This window comes from Polynucleobacter kasalickyi, assembly GCF_900176405.1.
Lineage (GTDB): Bacteria > Pseudomonadota > Gammaproteobacteria > Burkholderiales > Burkholderiaceae > Polynucleobacter > Polynucleobacter kasalickyi.
The window spans coordinates 42,850-58,335 of the sequence record NZ_FWXJ01000013.1; the positions used below are offsets into that span (position 1 = coordinate 42,850).

At 39.5% G+C, this 15,486-nt stretch carries 10 protein-coding genes and 1 tRNA gene; 2 read left to right on the forward strand and 9 right to left on the reverse strand.

Annotated features, from left to right (window positions below; all coding sequences use genetic code 11):
• Window positions 1-97: 97 nt before the first annotated feature.
• From lon to ispF, 6 genes are all read right to left on the reverse strand, one after another.
• Window positions 98-2,509 (reverse strand): endopeptidase La, encoded by a 2,412-nt coding sequence (gene lon / locus B8983_RS11385; RefSeq protein ID WP_084285037.1) that lies wholly within the window; start codon window positions 2,507-2,509, stop codon window positions 98-100.
• Window positions 2,510-2,660: 151 nt separating this feature from the next.
• The gene (gene clpX, locus B8983_RS11390; protein ID WP_084285041.1) at window positions 2,661-4,007 is read right to left on the reverse strand and encodes an ATP-dependent Clp protease ATP-binding subunit ClpX; all 1,347 of its coding nucleotides are present in this window, start codon (window positions 4,005-4,007) and stop codon (window positions 2,661-2,663) included.
• A 13-nt stretch (window positions 4,008-4,020) separates the two neighbouring features.
• Window positions 4,021-4,647, reverse strand: coding sequence for an ATP-dependent Clp endopeptidase proteolytic subunit ClpP (gene clpP, locus B8983_RS11395; RefSeq protein WP_084285043.1), 627 nt, complete (start codon window positions 4,645-4,647; stop codon window positions 4,021-4,023).
• 48 nt (window positions 4,648-4,695) lie between these two features.
• The gene (tig, locus tag B8983_RS11400) at window positions 4,696-6,033 is read right to left on the reverse strand and encodes a trigger factor (protein WP_084285047.1); all 1,338 of its coding nucleotides are present in this window, start codon (window positions 6,031-6,033) and stop codon (window positions 4,696-4,698) included.
• 138 nt (window positions 6,034-6,171) lie between these two features.
• Window positions 6,172-6,258, reverse strand: a tRNA-Leu gene (locus B8983_RS11405).
• 123 nt (window positions 6,259-6,381) lie between these two features.
• The gene (gene ispF, locus B8983_RS14315) at window positions 6,382-7,584 is read right to left on the reverse strand and encodes a 2-C-methyl-D-erythritol 2,4-cyclodiphosphate synthase (protein ID WP_084285053.1); all 1,203 of its coding nucleotides are present in this window, start codon (window positions 7,582-7,584) and stop codon (window positions 6,382-6,384) included.
• Between the two features lie 65 nt (window positions 7,585-7,649).
• Here ispF and mfd point away from each other — a divergent pair, with 65 nt between their 5' ends.
• A complete protein-coding gene (mfd, locus tag B8983_RS11415) occupies window positions 7,650-11,177 on the forward strand; it encodes a transcription-repair coupling factor (RefSeq protein ID WP_084285125.1) in 3,528 nt (1,175 codons plus the stop codon).
• Between the two features lie 5 nt (window positions 11,178-11,182).
• Window positions 11,183-12,034, forward strand: a complete 852-nt coding sequence (gene serB, locus B8983_RS11420) for a phosphoserine phosphatase SerB (protein ID WP_084285057.1) — start codon at window positions 11,183-11,185, stop codon at window positions 12,032-12,034.
• A 12-nt stretch (window positions 12,035-12,046) separates the two neighbouring features.
• Here the strand turns inward: serB and B8983_RS11425 are convergent, their stop codons facing one another.
• Genes B8983_RS11425 through phaR form a run of 3 tightly spaced genes read right to left on the reverse strand, consistent with a single transcriptional unit; the run spans window position 12,047 to window position 15,390 of the window.
• On the reverse strand, window positions 12,047-13,231 hold the full coding sequence (locus B8983_RS11425; RefSeq protein WP_084285059.1) for an acetyl-CoA C-acyltransferase family protein: 1,185 nt from the start codon (window positions 13,229-13,231) through the stop codon (window positions 12,047-12,049).
• 60 nt (window positions 13,232-13,291) lie between these two features.
• Entirely contained in the window at window positions 13,292-14,650 is a 1,359-nt protein-coding gene (gene rimO, locus B8983_RS11430; protein ID WP_084285061.1) for a 30S ribosomal protein S12 methylthiotransferase RimO, read from the reverse strand.
• A 41-nt stretch (window positions 14,651-14,691) separates the two neighbouring features.
• Complete coding sequence (gene phaR / locus B8983_RS11435; protein ID WP_084285063.1) at window positions 14,692-15,390, reverse strand: polyhydroxyalkanoate synthesis repressor PhaR; 699 nt, start codon at window positions 15,388-15,390, stop codon at window positions 14,692-14,694.
• Between the last annotated feature and the right edge of the window lie 96 nt (window positions 15,391-15,486).

A 15,486-nucleotide genomic window follows, 5' to 3' on the forward strand; every position in this document is an offset into this window, starting at 1 on the left:
AATGATGATACATGAACTACGTAAAACACCAAACTTTTAATTAAATTGAGACTGGAATAACTAAGAAAAATATTATAACCCAATCTCAATCAAAAAATCAATGCTTTATCACCCCTGTTTCATCTTTTACTACATTTGTTTCTTTCGTAATTGCAGCAACTTCCTCCGGAAGAGCCTCTGGCTTGCGTTCTAGGGCTTTCTCAAGAACTTTATCAATCCAACGAACAGGAATAATTTCAATAGCATTTTTAACGTTATCAGGGATTTCAGTCAAATCTTTTACATTCTCTTCTGGGATTAAGACCACTTTAATACCACCCCTATGAGCTGCAAGAAGTTTTTCTTTGAGACCACCAATCGGTAACACTTCGCCTCTTAGAGTGATCTCTCCAGTCATCGCCACATCGGCGCGCACTGGAATACCAGTAAGAATCGAAACTAATGCCGTGGTGATAGCAATACCAGCTGAAGGACCATCTTTTGGAGTTGCACCTTCAGGGAAATGGATATGGATATCCTTTTTCTCAAACAACTCTTCTTTAATCCCGAGTTCTCTTGATCGTGACCGAACAACTGAACGAGCGGCCTCAACAGATTCTTTCATTACATCACCAATTGAACCTGTTCGAGTGATTACACCTTTACCAGGCATGAGTGCTGCTTCGATAGTTAACAAATCACCACCAACCTCAGTCCAAGCTAAGCCAGTTACCTGACCTAATTGATTTTCTTTACTTGCAAGGCCATAGTCATATCGTTTTACTGATAAGAATTTTTCCAAATTATCTGAATTGACAATAACAGGGGCTAACTCTTTTTTCAATAAAAGCATTTTTACAACTTTACGACAAATCTTACTGATTTCTCGCTCAAGAGCACGAACACCAGCTTCACGTGTGTAGTAGCGAATGATATCTAAAATTGCAGATTCTTGAACCTCTATCTCTCCCTTACGCAAGCCATTATTTTTAATTTGCTTTTGTAAAAGATACTTCATAGCAATATGCGTTTTCTCGTCTTCCGTATAACCCGCTAGACGAATCACTTCCATACGATCAAGGAGAGGGACAGGAATATTGAGCGAGTTTGATGTCGCAACAAACATGACATCTGAGAGATCAAAATCAACCTCGACATAATGATCTTGGAACGTATGATTCTGTTCAGGATCTAAGACCTCTAACATGGCACTTGCTGGGTCACCACGAAAATCTGAGCCCATCTTATCAATTTCATCTAACAAGAATAAGGGATTTCTGACTCCAGCCTTAGTGAGGCTTGACAAAATCTTCCCTGGCATCGAACCAATATAAGTTCTACGATGACCGCGAATTTCAGATTCATCGCGAACACCACCTAAAGCCATCCGAATAAATTTGCGGTTAGTTGCTTTTGCAATTGATTGACCTAGGGATGTTTTACCAACACCTGGAGGACCAACTAAACATAAAATCGGTGCTTTCACTTTATCAACACGTTGTTGAACTGCTAGATACTCAAGAATTCTCTCTTTAACTTTATCTAACCCATAATGATCGTCGTTCAATACATTCTCAGCATTAACTAAATCATTATTGACTTTACTTTTCTTTTTCCAAGGCAAGTTAATTAAAGTGTCTAAATAATTGCGAACAACGGTTGCTTCCGCAGACATTGGGGACATTAACTTTAATTTTTTTAATTCTGATTCAGCTTTTTTTAGAGCTTCTTTTGGCATCTTCGCCGCAATGATATTTTTCTCTAACTCTTCGAGATCTGCACCCTCTTCACCATCGCCTAATTCTTTTTGGATTGCTTTGACTTGTTCATTTAGATAGTATTCGCGCTGACTTTTCTCCATCTGACGCTTTACACGACCACGAATACGCTTTTCAACTTGAAGAATATCGATTTCACTCTCAAGTTGACCTAATAGACTTTCGAGACGCTTAATTACATCACCCATTTCAAGCAATAACTGTTTTTGATCCAATTTAATTGGCAAATGAGCACAAATCGTATCGGCAAGTCTACTTGCATCATCAATACTACTTAATGATGCCAAAATTTCTTGTGGAATCTTTTTATTGAGTTTTACGTACTGATCAAATTGAGCTACGATCGCTCTTTTTAAAGCTTCCGTTTCTGATTGATCAACTACTTCAACTGAATGGGGTACAACTTCACAACTAAAGTAACCGAGAGCATCTTCAATTTGATTAATTTGAGCGCGTTGAGTACCTTCCACTAGAACTTTCACAGTTCCATCGGGTAGTTTTAGCATCTGCAAAATATTAGCGATGCAGCCTACTTCATAGAGATCTGCAACCGTGGGTTCGTCTTTTGAAGCAGTTTTTTGAGCAACCAATAGAATGCTTTTGCCAGATTCCATTGCAGCTTCAAGTGCTTTGATCGATTTAGGTCTGCCAACAAACAATGGCATTACCATATGAGGAAAAACCACCACATCTCTCAATGGTAGAAGTGGCAATTGAATTGGTTGAGTGGGTAATAACAAGTTGCCTGGCATTTAAATCTCCAAAAGTCGGAATTTTGTAAAAATATTGAACTTGCTTATAAGATAGGGTCTAAATTTGGGATTACAAGTCTAGAATACACTTTTTTATCAAAAGTTTAAAAATCAAAGTGCTATTTTGACACTTTCGCGTCTAAATTAGGTCTCAAGCCGCAGAACTAGCTGATTTATAAACAATCACTGGGTCTCCACCTTCAATGCAATTTAGATCTATGACAACCTTTTCAACATCTGTCTGAGATGGCAAATCGTACATGACATTCAGAAGAGTCGCCTCGACAATGGACCTCAATCCTCGAGCACCAGTATTTCTAATCATTGCTTTTTTAGCAATCGCGTGCAAGGCTTCATCTCTAAACTCTAAAGCCACCCCTTCGAGGCCAAATAAAGCTTGATATTGCTTGACGAGGGCATTTTTAGGTTCAGTTAGAATTTGAATTAAAGCATCTTCATCCAGTTGGGTAAGAGTCGCAGTAACTGGTAAACGACCAATTAACTCCGGAATCAAACCAAATTTAATCAGATCTTCTGGCTCTACATTCTTAATAAGCTCACCAAAATTTCTAATATCTTTACTTTGAACTTCAGCATTAAAACCTATACCAGTCTTAGTATTGCGTTGGTTAATGATTTTTTCAAGTCCATCAAAAGCACCACCACAAATAAACAAAATATTTGTAGTGTCAATTTGTAAGAACTCTTGATTTGGATGTTTTCTACCACCTTGGGGTGGAATAGAAGCCATGGTACCCTCAACAAGTTTCAAGAGAGCCTGTTGAACACCTTCACCAGAAACATCTCTTGTGATCGATGGATTTTCAGATTTACGAGAAATCTTGTCAATTTCATCTATGTAAACGATACCTTTTTGAGCTTTTTCGACATCATAACTACAAGCCTGCAATAGTTTTTGAATAATATTTTCAACGTCTTCACCTACATAACCAGCTTCTGTCAAAGTAGTTGCATCAGCCATCACAAAAGGCACATCGAGCATTCTTGCTAAAGATTGCGCCAGCAATGTCTTACCAGATCCTGTTGGGCCAATTAATAAAATATTACTTTTGGCTAACTCAACACCATTAATTAATGCTGATTTTTTTACAGGTGGAGCAGACTCCTTGGCATCCTTACTATCTTTCGACTCACTTTTTTGAGCGGAAGAACTCTGAACAGGCTTAAGGTTATTCAGTCTTTTGTAATGGTTGTAAACAGCAACTGCTAATGTTTTTTTGGCTTGATCTTGACCAATTACATATTGATCAAGATTTTGCCGAATTTCTTTTGGTGATGGTAGAGGCTGATTTTTAGAATCATCTTTTGAATCAGCGTTTGATTTACCACCCTCAGCAATGACTTCGTTACACAAAGCCACGCATTCATCGCAAATGAATACTGAGGGTCCCGCAATCATGCGAACAACTTCATCGTGGTTTTTACCACAAAATGAACAGATTAAATTGCTATTTGAGTTATCAGATTTGTTGCTCATTGATTCTTATCAATTACCTTGATGTAATTACCTTATCAATCAAACCATATTCTTTTGCTTGTTCAGCAGACATGAAATTATCTCTATCTGTGTCTTTAGCAATTGTTTCTATAGTCTGACCAGTTCTGTTTGCTAAAATGCCATTGAGTTGTTCTCTCAGATACAAAATTTCTCTTGCTTGAATCTCAATATCTGAGGCTTGACCTCTTGCTCCACCCAAAGGTTGATGAATCATGACCCTTGAGTTAGGTAATGCAAAACGCTTATCTTTCTCGCCAGCACATAGTAAAAAAGCACCCATACTAGCAGCCATTCCCATACAAAGGGTACTCACTTGGGGCTTAATAAAATTCATGGTGTCATATATTGCCAACCCAGCTGAAACTGATCCACCAGGAGAGTTAATATACAAGGAAATATCTTTGTCAGGATTTTCGCTTTCCAAGAACAACATTTGAGCAATCACCAAATTAGCAGTTTGATCATTGACTTCGCCAACCAAAAATATAACTCTTTCACGGAGTAAACGTGAATAAATATCATATGCACGCTCACCACGACCTGACGTTTCAATAACCATCGGCACAAGCCCTAAAGCCTGAGGGGATTGGTATAAATCTTGATAAGTATTTGAAGTCATTTTATTTTCCGAGTGAATATTATTGTATTAGTAATAACTTTAGCACTTTTACTTCAACTGGCTAAGTTCCTCAAAAGTAACTTGCTTGTCATTTACTTTGACTTTATCCATTACATATTTCACGACATTGTTTTCTAAAACTAATGACTCAATATCAGCTAAACGACTTGGATCACTGTAATACCAGCGCATTACTTCTTGTGGATCTTCATAACTTGCCGCTTGATCATCAATTTCAGACTTAATTTGCTCAGGAGTTGCTTTTAAGTCAAATTCTTTTACTAATTTATTAAGAATCAAGCCTAACTTCACTCTTTGTTGAGCCTGTGGTGTGAACATACCATCAGGAATCGGAGCATTTTTGGCGTTTGGCACACCTCTTTGCTCTAAATCTTTTCTTGCTTGTTCGATTAAACGCTCTTCCTCTTGAGATACTAAGAATTTAGGCAAATCAAATTCACAAGCATTTGCCATAACATCCATCGACTGATTTTTCAAAAGAGATTGTGTACGACGCGTAATTTCTCTTTGCAGATTTTGGCTGATCTCTTCACGAACTTTAGCAATCCCACCTTCAGTAACACCGAGGCTAAGAGCAAAATCATCATCTAAAGTTGGTAAATGCGGCCACTCAACTTTTTTCATCGTAATAGTAAATTCGGCAGTTTTTCCAGCAACTTCTTTACCATGATAATCAGCAGGGAAACTCAAAGGGAATACCTTGTCTTCACCAGCTTTTAAACCTAAAGAGGCTGTTTGAAATTCTGGCAACATTTGGCCTTGGCCCAATACAAAAGTGAAGTCATCTGCTTTACCGCCTGCAAACTCAACACCATCAATTTTTCCAACAAAATCAACAGTAACTTGGTCACCACTTTGTGCACTTACATCAGCTCCACCATCACCATGGTCACCAGTTTCACCCCTTGGATGATAGTGAACGCGTTGCTTCAGAAGCATCTGGAGTGTCTTATCAATTTCCGCATCATTAACATCGGTTGAATATTTAGTGATTTCTGCGTTTGAAATATCACCAATTACAACCTCTGGAAACACTTCGAAGAATGCATCAAATTGAATCTCTTGAGCAGAGATTTCGCTTTTTGGCTCTAATCTTGGCTGTCCAACCAACTCAATATTTTCTGCTTTGGCAAACTCAAAAAACTTCTCTGAAGCAAAGTCAAAAGAAAGTTCAAAATCTACTTGCATACCGTATTGCTGTTCAATCATTTTAGTCGGCACTTTGCCGGGTCTAAAACCAGCCATTTTCATATTTTTACCAAGCTGCCTTAATTTTGCTTCACGCTTTGGCAAAAGCTCTGTTTTGGAAAACTCTAAACTGATTTTGCGCTCAAGTGCGCCAAGATTTTCGATAGTTATGGACATAGTAAAAATAAATAAAAATAGCTAAAAAAAAGGAACTTAAACAAGACTGTTTAACTTCCTCACTAAACAATACATTCTGATATTACAAACTCTGCGGTACTTTTACAAAGTAATTTGACTATAAAACTAGTCTAAATTTGGTGCGAGGAGGGGGACTCGAACCCCCACACCATTTACGGCGTCAGGACCTAAACCTGGTGCGTCTACCAATTTCGCCATCCTCGCATCTTATTTCAATTAGGTAATCCAATATTTTAACTCAAACCGCTGAGATGACTCATTAATTGTGTTGAATGGCCATCAAAATGAGGATTTTTAGTTGGATTAGAGTCATTTAGAAACCCAAAATTAAGTTAATTTCTCAATTAAAACAATCGCTTGTGTTTCAATTGCTTTAGACTCGCCCAAGTATCCAAGATTTTCATTCGTTTTTGCCTTAAGATTAATTTGTTGAGTATTCACCTCTAGAAGTTCTGCAATTTTTAGAGTCATCCCTGGAAGATAAGACATTAATTTGGGTTTTTGACAAATAATCGTGGCATCAAGATTAACTAATGCGAAACCAAGTTTTAGCACTTTTGCATAGGCTAGCTTTAGAAGGACACCACTGTCGGCTCCTTTAAAACTTGGGTCAGAATCGGGAAAATGTTGACCAATATCTCCAAGGCCCGCTGCCCCTAGCAACGCATCGGTAATTGCATGCAGTAATGCATCAGCATCGGAATGCCCCAATAACCCTTTGTCATGAGGTACTAAAACGCCCCCTAAAATTAAGGGGCGTCCTTCAACCAATTGATGCACATCATAACCTTGACCAACCCTAAACGGACTTTTTATTAACAGGTTCTCCATATTTTTTAAATCCTCTGGATAGGTAACTTTAAAGTTCTGGAAATCTCCTTTGACTAATAAAACCGAATGACCACAGTGCTCCATCGCACTAGCTTCATCGGTAATGTCAAAAGATTTCTCAAGTGAAATTGCAATAGACTTATATAAGTCATTGATTTTAAACATCTGGGGAGTTTGAGCGGCCCACAAATTTGTACGATCAATAGTAGACTGAGATAGGCGCTTCTCCCCTGCTTGCATTGCCTTTTTTAGGGTATCTGCTAAAGGCAGCGCTAGAATGCCACCGGACTCGTTAGAAGTACGAACACTTTCAATTAAGTGTTGAACACTCTTTACCCGTATTCCTGGCCTAGCGGCATCATGAACCAAAATCCAATCATTGGCTTGAACTTGATCAGAATCGCCCTGCAAAATATATTCTAAAGTTTTAAGAACGGTCAAGGCTCTTGTTTTTCCACCTGTAATGCAAAGCTTTAACTTGGGATGCTTTGGAAAAATCTCCATGAGTTCGGGATTTTGAGCGATTGAATCAGATAAGCCTACCCAAACCGTTTTGATTTCTGGCATCTTTAAAAAAACCTCAAGACTATACAAAACAATTGCTTGTTGATGAATTTTTTGAAATTGTTTTGGGATTTCTCCACCAATCCTTGTACCTGTGCCCGCGCAAGGAATTAGAACATGACAGTTTGCATTCATAAAGTTTTAAAAATTATTATCATTGCATTCATCTTAAAGCAAGTCCAATCCTTATAATGTTTCAAATGTCAAAAATTACTAGTTCACCCTCTTCTCAAAAGCAAATCGTACAACTTGTAAACGACTTTCCGGAACCAAAAGCTGGAAATAAGTTCACTTGGGCAGATCTGATTGGTTCTTCAGATGCTGGAGTTATTGCTCAACAAGCTAAATTACATCAAGCTCTTTATTCGGTCATGATGGTCATCTGCAGTGACTCAGCGAATGCCCAAAGGTTAGCTTTAGAAATTCCACTTTTTGACCCTTCCCTAAAAGTAAGTGTATTGCCCGATTGGGAAATCTTGCCTTATGATCAATTTTCTCCGCACCATGACCTCATTTCTGAACGATTAAAAACCTTACATGAACTGAGTTTAGGGCAATTAGATATTGTGATTCTGCCGCTTTCGGCTGCAATCCAGAAAATATCTCCTCCACAGTTTTTGGCTGCTAATACCTTTTTCTTTAAACAAGGCGAAGTGGTTGATGAACAATCACTTCATCATCAGCTCCAACAAGGTGGTTATGATCCCGTTTCTGCAGTTGTGCGGCCCGGAGAATATAGTCTTCGTGGTGGATTGATTGACCTGTTCCCTATGGGTGAACCTCTCCCATTTCGCATTGACTTGTTTGGTGATGAAATCGACCAAATTAAAGTGTTTGACCCTGATACACAACGCAGTCTATTTCCCGTCAAAGAAATCAAGTTATTACCGGGTCATGAGTTTCCTTTCACAGAAAATGCCAGAAAAGAATTCAGGGGTAAATGGCGAGAGGTGTTCGAGGGAAACCCCGCTAAATGCCCCCTATACAAGGATGTTGGTTTAGGCATCCCTGGTGCCGGCATCGAAGCTTATTTACCCTTGTTCTTCGATTCATTGGCAACCATTTTCGATTACTTGCCACTATCAAATCAACCAGCGTGGATATGGACGCATGGAAACTTACAGGAATCAATTAATGATTTTTGGAAAAGCGTCAAAGAACGTTACCAATTTCTATCCCACGATACTGAGCATCCGTTATTACCGCCTGAGGAGTTGTATTTAAAAGAAGACTCATTTTTTGGATTAATGAAACCTTTTTCTAGAGTTTCTTTAGAGCCAAAAACATTTGTAAATGAAGACTTAATTTTCAAATCTCCCCCCAATGTATCCGTGGTTCGAAAAGATAAAGATCCAGTTTTAGCATTAAGAAATTTTTTAGAGCAAACCAAAGAAAGAGTCTTAATTTGTGCCGATAGTGCTGGTAGACGTGAGTCCATTAAACAACTTTTAGAAGATTCGGAATTTTCAGGTAGTCATGCCAAAATTTCATTTTGTTTCCCACCATCTATTCAAGAGTTTTTACTCGGTGATGATCAACTGGGAATGGTCGTTGCACCACTAACCGATGGTTTCTACTCAGGACTAGGCAAGGTATATTTTTTAACTGAATCAGAAATTTTTTCAAACTCAGTTGAACAAAGAACAGCAAGAAAATCTGGTAAAAAAGATCAGGTCACCAATATTGAAGGGATGGTGAGAGATCTTGCAGAGTTGCAAGTTGGTGACCCTGTGGTTCATTCCGAGCATGGTATTGGGCGTTATAAGGGCCTCATCATGCTAGAGGTAGATGGTATCGAAGATGAATTTTTATTTCTTGAATACGCCAATAGCGCTTCTCTATATGTTCCCGTTCAGCAATTACATCTAATTTCTAGATATTCCGGTTCAGATCCAGAAACTGCCCCCCTCCATAACTTAGGCTCTGGCCAATGGGAAAAAGCAAAACGTAAAGCAGCCCAACAAATTCGTGATACTGCGGCAGAACTTTTAAATATTTACGCAAAACGCGCTCTTCGAAAAGGTCATGCATTTGAATACTCAAGTCACGACTATGAAGCATTTGCCGAAAGCTTTGGCTTTGATGAAACTCCCGATCAGACCTCAGCAATTAAGGCCGTTATTGAAGATATGACCAGCGGTAAGCCAATGGATCGATTGATCTGTGGAGATGTTGGTTTTGGTAAAACAGAGGTGGCATTAAGAGCGAGTTTTGTAGCGGTCATGGGTGGCAAACAAGTAGCAGTTTTAGCACCAACAACTTTGTTGTCGGAACAGCATGCCAGCACCTGGAAAGATCGTTTTGCCGATTGGCCTGTCAAAATCGTTGAGGTGTCTCGTTTTAAATCAGGCAAAGAGATTTCAAGCGCACTAAAAGCACTTGAAAGTGGCGATGCGGATATTATTATTGGTACGCATAAACTACTTTCTCCAGACATTAAATTTAATCGATTAGGCCTCGTCATTATTGATGAAGAGCATCGCTTTGGCGTTAGACAAAAGGATGCATTTAAGGCTCTTCGCGCCGAAGTAGATGTGTTAACCTTAACTGCCACACCGATTCCAAGAACCTTAGGCATGGCACTCGAGGGCCTCAGAGAATTATCCGTAATTGCCACTGCGCCACAAAAACGCTTAGCGATTAAAACTTTTGTCCGGCGTGAAAGTGACGGCGTGATCCGTGAAGCAATTCTTAGAGAGATTAAACGTGGTGGTCAGGTTTATTTTTTACATAATGAAGTTGAAACCATTCAGAACCGTCGTTTCGCACTCGAGGAATTAGTGCCGGAAGCGCGTATTGCTGTCGCTCATGGACAAATGAATGAGCGTGAATTAGAACAAGTAATGCATGACTTCGTAGCGAAACGATGTAATGTTCTACTTTGTACGACAATTATCGAAACGGGTATTGATGTGCCCACGGCCAATACAATCATCATGCATCGAGCGGATCGATTTGGTCTGGCTCAATTACATCAACTACGTGGTCGGGTTGGTAGGTCACATCATCAAGCTTATGCCTATTTACTTGTTCCTGATCCAGAAGCCCTTTCCAAGCAGGCCAAATTGAGACTTGATGCTATCCAATCAATGGAAGAGTTAGGATCAGGATTCTATCTTGCAATGCACGATTTAGAGATTCGAGGAGCTGGAGAAGTTTTAGGCGATAAGCAATCAGGCGATATCCATGAAATTGGCTTCCAACTTTATACGGAAATGTTAAATAAAGCTGTTTCCGAACTCAAAAAAGGCAAAGAACCAGATTTATTAAGCCCGATGCATGCCATTACTGACATTAATCTAGGCTGTCCTGCCCTACTGCCAAATGATTATTGCCCAGATGTTCATGAGCGACTTTCATTATATAAACGCTTATCCAGTGCCCAAGACATTGAACAAGTTGAAGATTTAAAAATGGAAATTATTGATCGTTTTGGTGATTTGCCTAATCAATCCGTGACCTTATTAGAAAATCATCGTTTAAGGATTCAGATGGAAAGCCTAGGTATCTGTAAAATTGAAGCAAGCGTTGAAATGCTAAAGATTCAATTTATTCCAAATCCTCCAATTGACTCTTTAAAAATCATCAAACTGATTCAAACAGATAAAAAAGTCCAATTATTTGGTAAAGATCGGTTGAAGATACTTCCAGCCAATTCACACGGCTTTAACGAACTGACGCAACGTATTGAAGCAATTAAACGTTTTATTGCAACTATTAAAAATTGATTACTATGAAAATTATCTTTTTACATCAGCATCAAATACCAAAGAGTTTCTTGAGTGAGTTTGCAGACAGACACCCAATTTTAGAAAGTCGTGAGTATTCTCAGAAGGCGGTTGAAATTACCATCAGCAAGCACCTTTCTATTGAAGATAAAGAACATTTACGTAACCATGCAGCTTTACATGCCTGCGATATTATTTTTCCTAAACCCCACTTTGATTTTAAAGAAGTCAAAATGATTGCTTTTGATATGGACTCTACTCTAATCAATATTGAATGCATCGACGAAATTGCCCGAGCCGTTGGCAAAATGGAACAGGTTTCGGCTATTACGGAAGCTGCAATGCGTGGCGAAATCAAAGAGTTTGCAACTAGCTTGAGAGATCGTGTTGCGCTCTTAGCTGGTACTCCAGAGGGCGTATTAGAGGACGTTTATCAACAACGTTTACGTTTAAATCCTGGGGCAGCAGAACTTGTTGGGGGTGTCAAACAAATAGGTTGGCATACCGTTTTAGTATCAGGTGGATTTACCTACTTTGCAAATCGTTTAAAAACACAGTTAGGGATGGACTTTGCTCAATCGAACACTCTTGAAATAGAAAAGGGCTTTCTTACTGGCAATGTAGTTGGTCATATTGTAGATGGTCAAGCCAAAGCACAAATAGTCGCTAATCAAGCTCTTGAGCAAGGTATTCGCCCTGATCAAGTCATTGTAATGGGAGATGGGTCAAACGATTTGGCCATGATGGCGAACGCTGGTCTATCCATTGGCTTTAGAGCAAAGCCAATTGTCAAAGAAAAAGCCGACGGAGCTTTCGATCACGTCGGCCTTGATGCGATTTTAGATTTGCTACACTAAAACCGGACCCGATTAGAGGCGTTCAAAGATTACCGCTATACCTTGTCCACCACCAATGCACATCGTCGCTAGTGCATAACGGCCATTGGAGCGATGAAGTTCATAAATTGCTTTGGTTGCAATTACTGCACCTGATGCACCAATCGGATGACCGATGGCAACAGCTCCACCATTGATATTGGTTTTTGACAAATCAAGTCCTAAACCTTTTGCCACAGCTAATGATTGCACCGCAAAAGCCTCGTTTGATTCAACCACATCAATTTGATCAATGGTTAATCCTGCCCGACTGAGGGCTAACTTGGAAGCCGGAATTGGCCCCTCACCCATTACATCATTAGGCACTCCAGCCACAGCATAAGATACGATTCTTGCAAGCGGTTTTTGACCTGCTTTAGCAGCAGCATCTGCGGAGGCCAATACAAAGAATGAAGCACCATCGTTGATAGAAGAAGCATTACCAGCTGTCACTGTGCCATTTTCTTTTAAGAAAACCGGCTTCAATTTCGATAAAGATTCAAAAGTTGTTTCAACCTTAACGCCCTCATCACTTTCAAAGACAATATCACCCTTACGCGTTTTAATCGTAATCGGTACAATTTGAGACTTAAAACGGCCTTCTGCCTGAGCTGCAGCGGCTTTACGATGTGATTCAGCAGCAAACGCATCTTGTTCTTCACGCGTAATACCCCATTTTTTTGCTAAGTTTTCAGCAGTAATACCCATATGGCCTACGCCAAATGGATCAGTCAAAGCAGAAACCATTAAATCAATCATTTTTGTATCACCCATACGAGCACCAGAACGCATCGCAGGGGAGCCATAGAGACCGCGAGACATCACCTCAACTCCACCACCGATTGCATAGTCGCAATCACCAAGCATAATTTGCTGAGCTGAAGTAACAATTCCTTGCAGACCAGAACTACATAAACGATTCACTGCCATCGAAACAGATTGCATGGACAAACCAGCTTGAATTGATGCTACACGGGCCACATAGGGATAACGATTTTCTGTAGGAATACAATTTCCGACAGTTACATAATTAATAAGTGATGGATCTACATTGGAACGAATGACTGCTTCCTTCATTACCATACCACCAAGTTCTGCAGGTTCAATGCTACTCAAAGAGCCATTAAAAGAACCTACTGCAGATCGAACTGCACTTAAAACAACCACATCTTGTGTCATAAATCCCCCATATAAATATCAATTAATTAAAAATATCACTACTAAAATTTTTATACCGTTTTAAGAGACATTGGCCAATAAATCATGTCCACTAACATCAGAAATAACGACCTTAGTGAACTCTCCAGCACGAAATTTTTTTGAAATCTTTTGTGCTGGAGCAACGAAAATGACTCCATCAATTTCAGGCGCATCCGCGTAGGACCTTGCCACACCGCCCTGAGCATTTTGACTATCGACGAGTACCCGAGTTTTTTGACCGACCCGTTGCTGTAACTTATCAACCGATACTCTTTCCGCAACCGCCATAAATCGTTGCTGACGATCTTCTCTAATTGCTTGCTCGAGTGCCCCATCTAATTGATTAGCTGTCGCACCCTCTACTGGCGAATAAGCAAAACAGCCGACTCGATCTAATTGAGCAGTTTGAATAAACTCTAATAAATAATTAAACTCTTCTTCAGTTTCACCTGGGAAACCAGCAATAAAAGTGCTTCGAATGACAAGTTCAGGACAACTTGCGCGCCATTTTTCAATGCGTTGTAACGCCTTCTCGCCACCTGCTGGGCGTTTCATTCTTTTTAAAGTGTCGGGATGGGCATGTTGTAGGGGAATATCTAAATACGGCAAAAGACCATTTCCATACTCAAAAAAATCACTCATTAAAGGCACAATCTCGTCCACAGATGGATAAGGGTAAACATAATGCAGGCGAACCCAAGCATCATATTGTCTTGCTAAAACCTTCAACTCTGATGCCAACTCAAATAATCTAGTTTTTAAAGGTCTGCCATTCCAAAAGCCTGTTCGATATTGAATATCGACACCATATGCACTCGTGTCCTGTGAAACCACTAGTAACTCTTTTACACCAGACTGAAATAATTTTTCTGCCTCTTTCAGAACATCATCGATAGGCCTAGAAACTAGGCCCCCACGCATCTGTGGAATGATGCAAAAGGAGCAAGAATGATTACAGCCTTCTGAAATTTTCAAGTAGGCATAGTGTTTTGGCGTTAACTTGATTCCAATTGGTGGGACTAAATCTACGAATGGATCATGTGGTTTGGGCAAATTGATATGCACCGCATCTAGCACCTCATTGGTTGCATGGGGACCAGTAACAGCTAATACTTTAGGGTGATGTTTGAGAACCAAATTTTCACCATCTAACTCGCTTTTAGCACCTAGGCAACCTGTAACAATTACCTTACCATTTTCAGACAAAGCTTCGCCGATGGCGTCTAAACTTTCTTTAACAGCAGAATCTATAAAACCGCAGGTATTAACAATCACTAACTCTGCATCTTCATAGTTCTTGGCAATTTCATAACCCTCAGCACTAAGACGAGTCAAGATTGACTCCGAGTCAACTAGAGCCTTGGGACAACCAAGCGAAACAAAACCAACTTTAGACAAGGTATTCCTTTATGAAAAAATAACAATGCTCCATTTTAGTTTCATTTTTTAAATGGGAACGAATTTATCACACCATTTGACTGAGATTGAATTTGCTCGAGGATCTTGGACCCGGTTTCAAACAAGAAACTCATTGGGTGAGTAAACTCAACTGCATTTTGCTTATTTACAAAACTTACCCAAGTTTCAGGGCTCACTAAGCCACCAATTTTCTGACAATGAGCGACATATTGATTTTGTAACTCAATAAATTGACTCAGATTTTGCTCTAAAAAAGGAGCCATCATCCCTTGCAAAGAATTACCATAAAACCGAATCATTTTTAATAAACTTTGTTTAGAAAAAATAGGTTGCCCCCCCGCTTCTTCTTCCAGAATAATTTGCATCAAGATGCTTCTTGTTAAATCATCCCCCGTTTTAGCATCTACCACATGAAAAGGTATATTCGACATGACTAGACCCTTGATATCAAACAAAGTCACATAGGTGCTGTGTAAAGTGTCATAAAGGCGTCGATTAGGATATTTTTTAATAATTCTTGACTTATCGGGGGTCGAATTGGGCTGTGCACTCTCCTCTTTGGCAATTTTAGAAGGTTCAAGCGGATCAATTGTCGAAGGTGCAACCGTTTTGACAGACTTTTTTAAACGAGTAGAAACTGGCTTAGTGGTTTTTTTAACGACCGACGCCTGGGCTGAAGTGTTTGTAGAACTTGTAGGTGTTTTTTTTGTGGTTGCCATAATTAATCAGTAAGGAACACGCAAAGTGCGTATTCCTTACTATCATAGTAGATATTACTGAGAATGCTTCAAAATCAATCTACTAATTAGTATTGA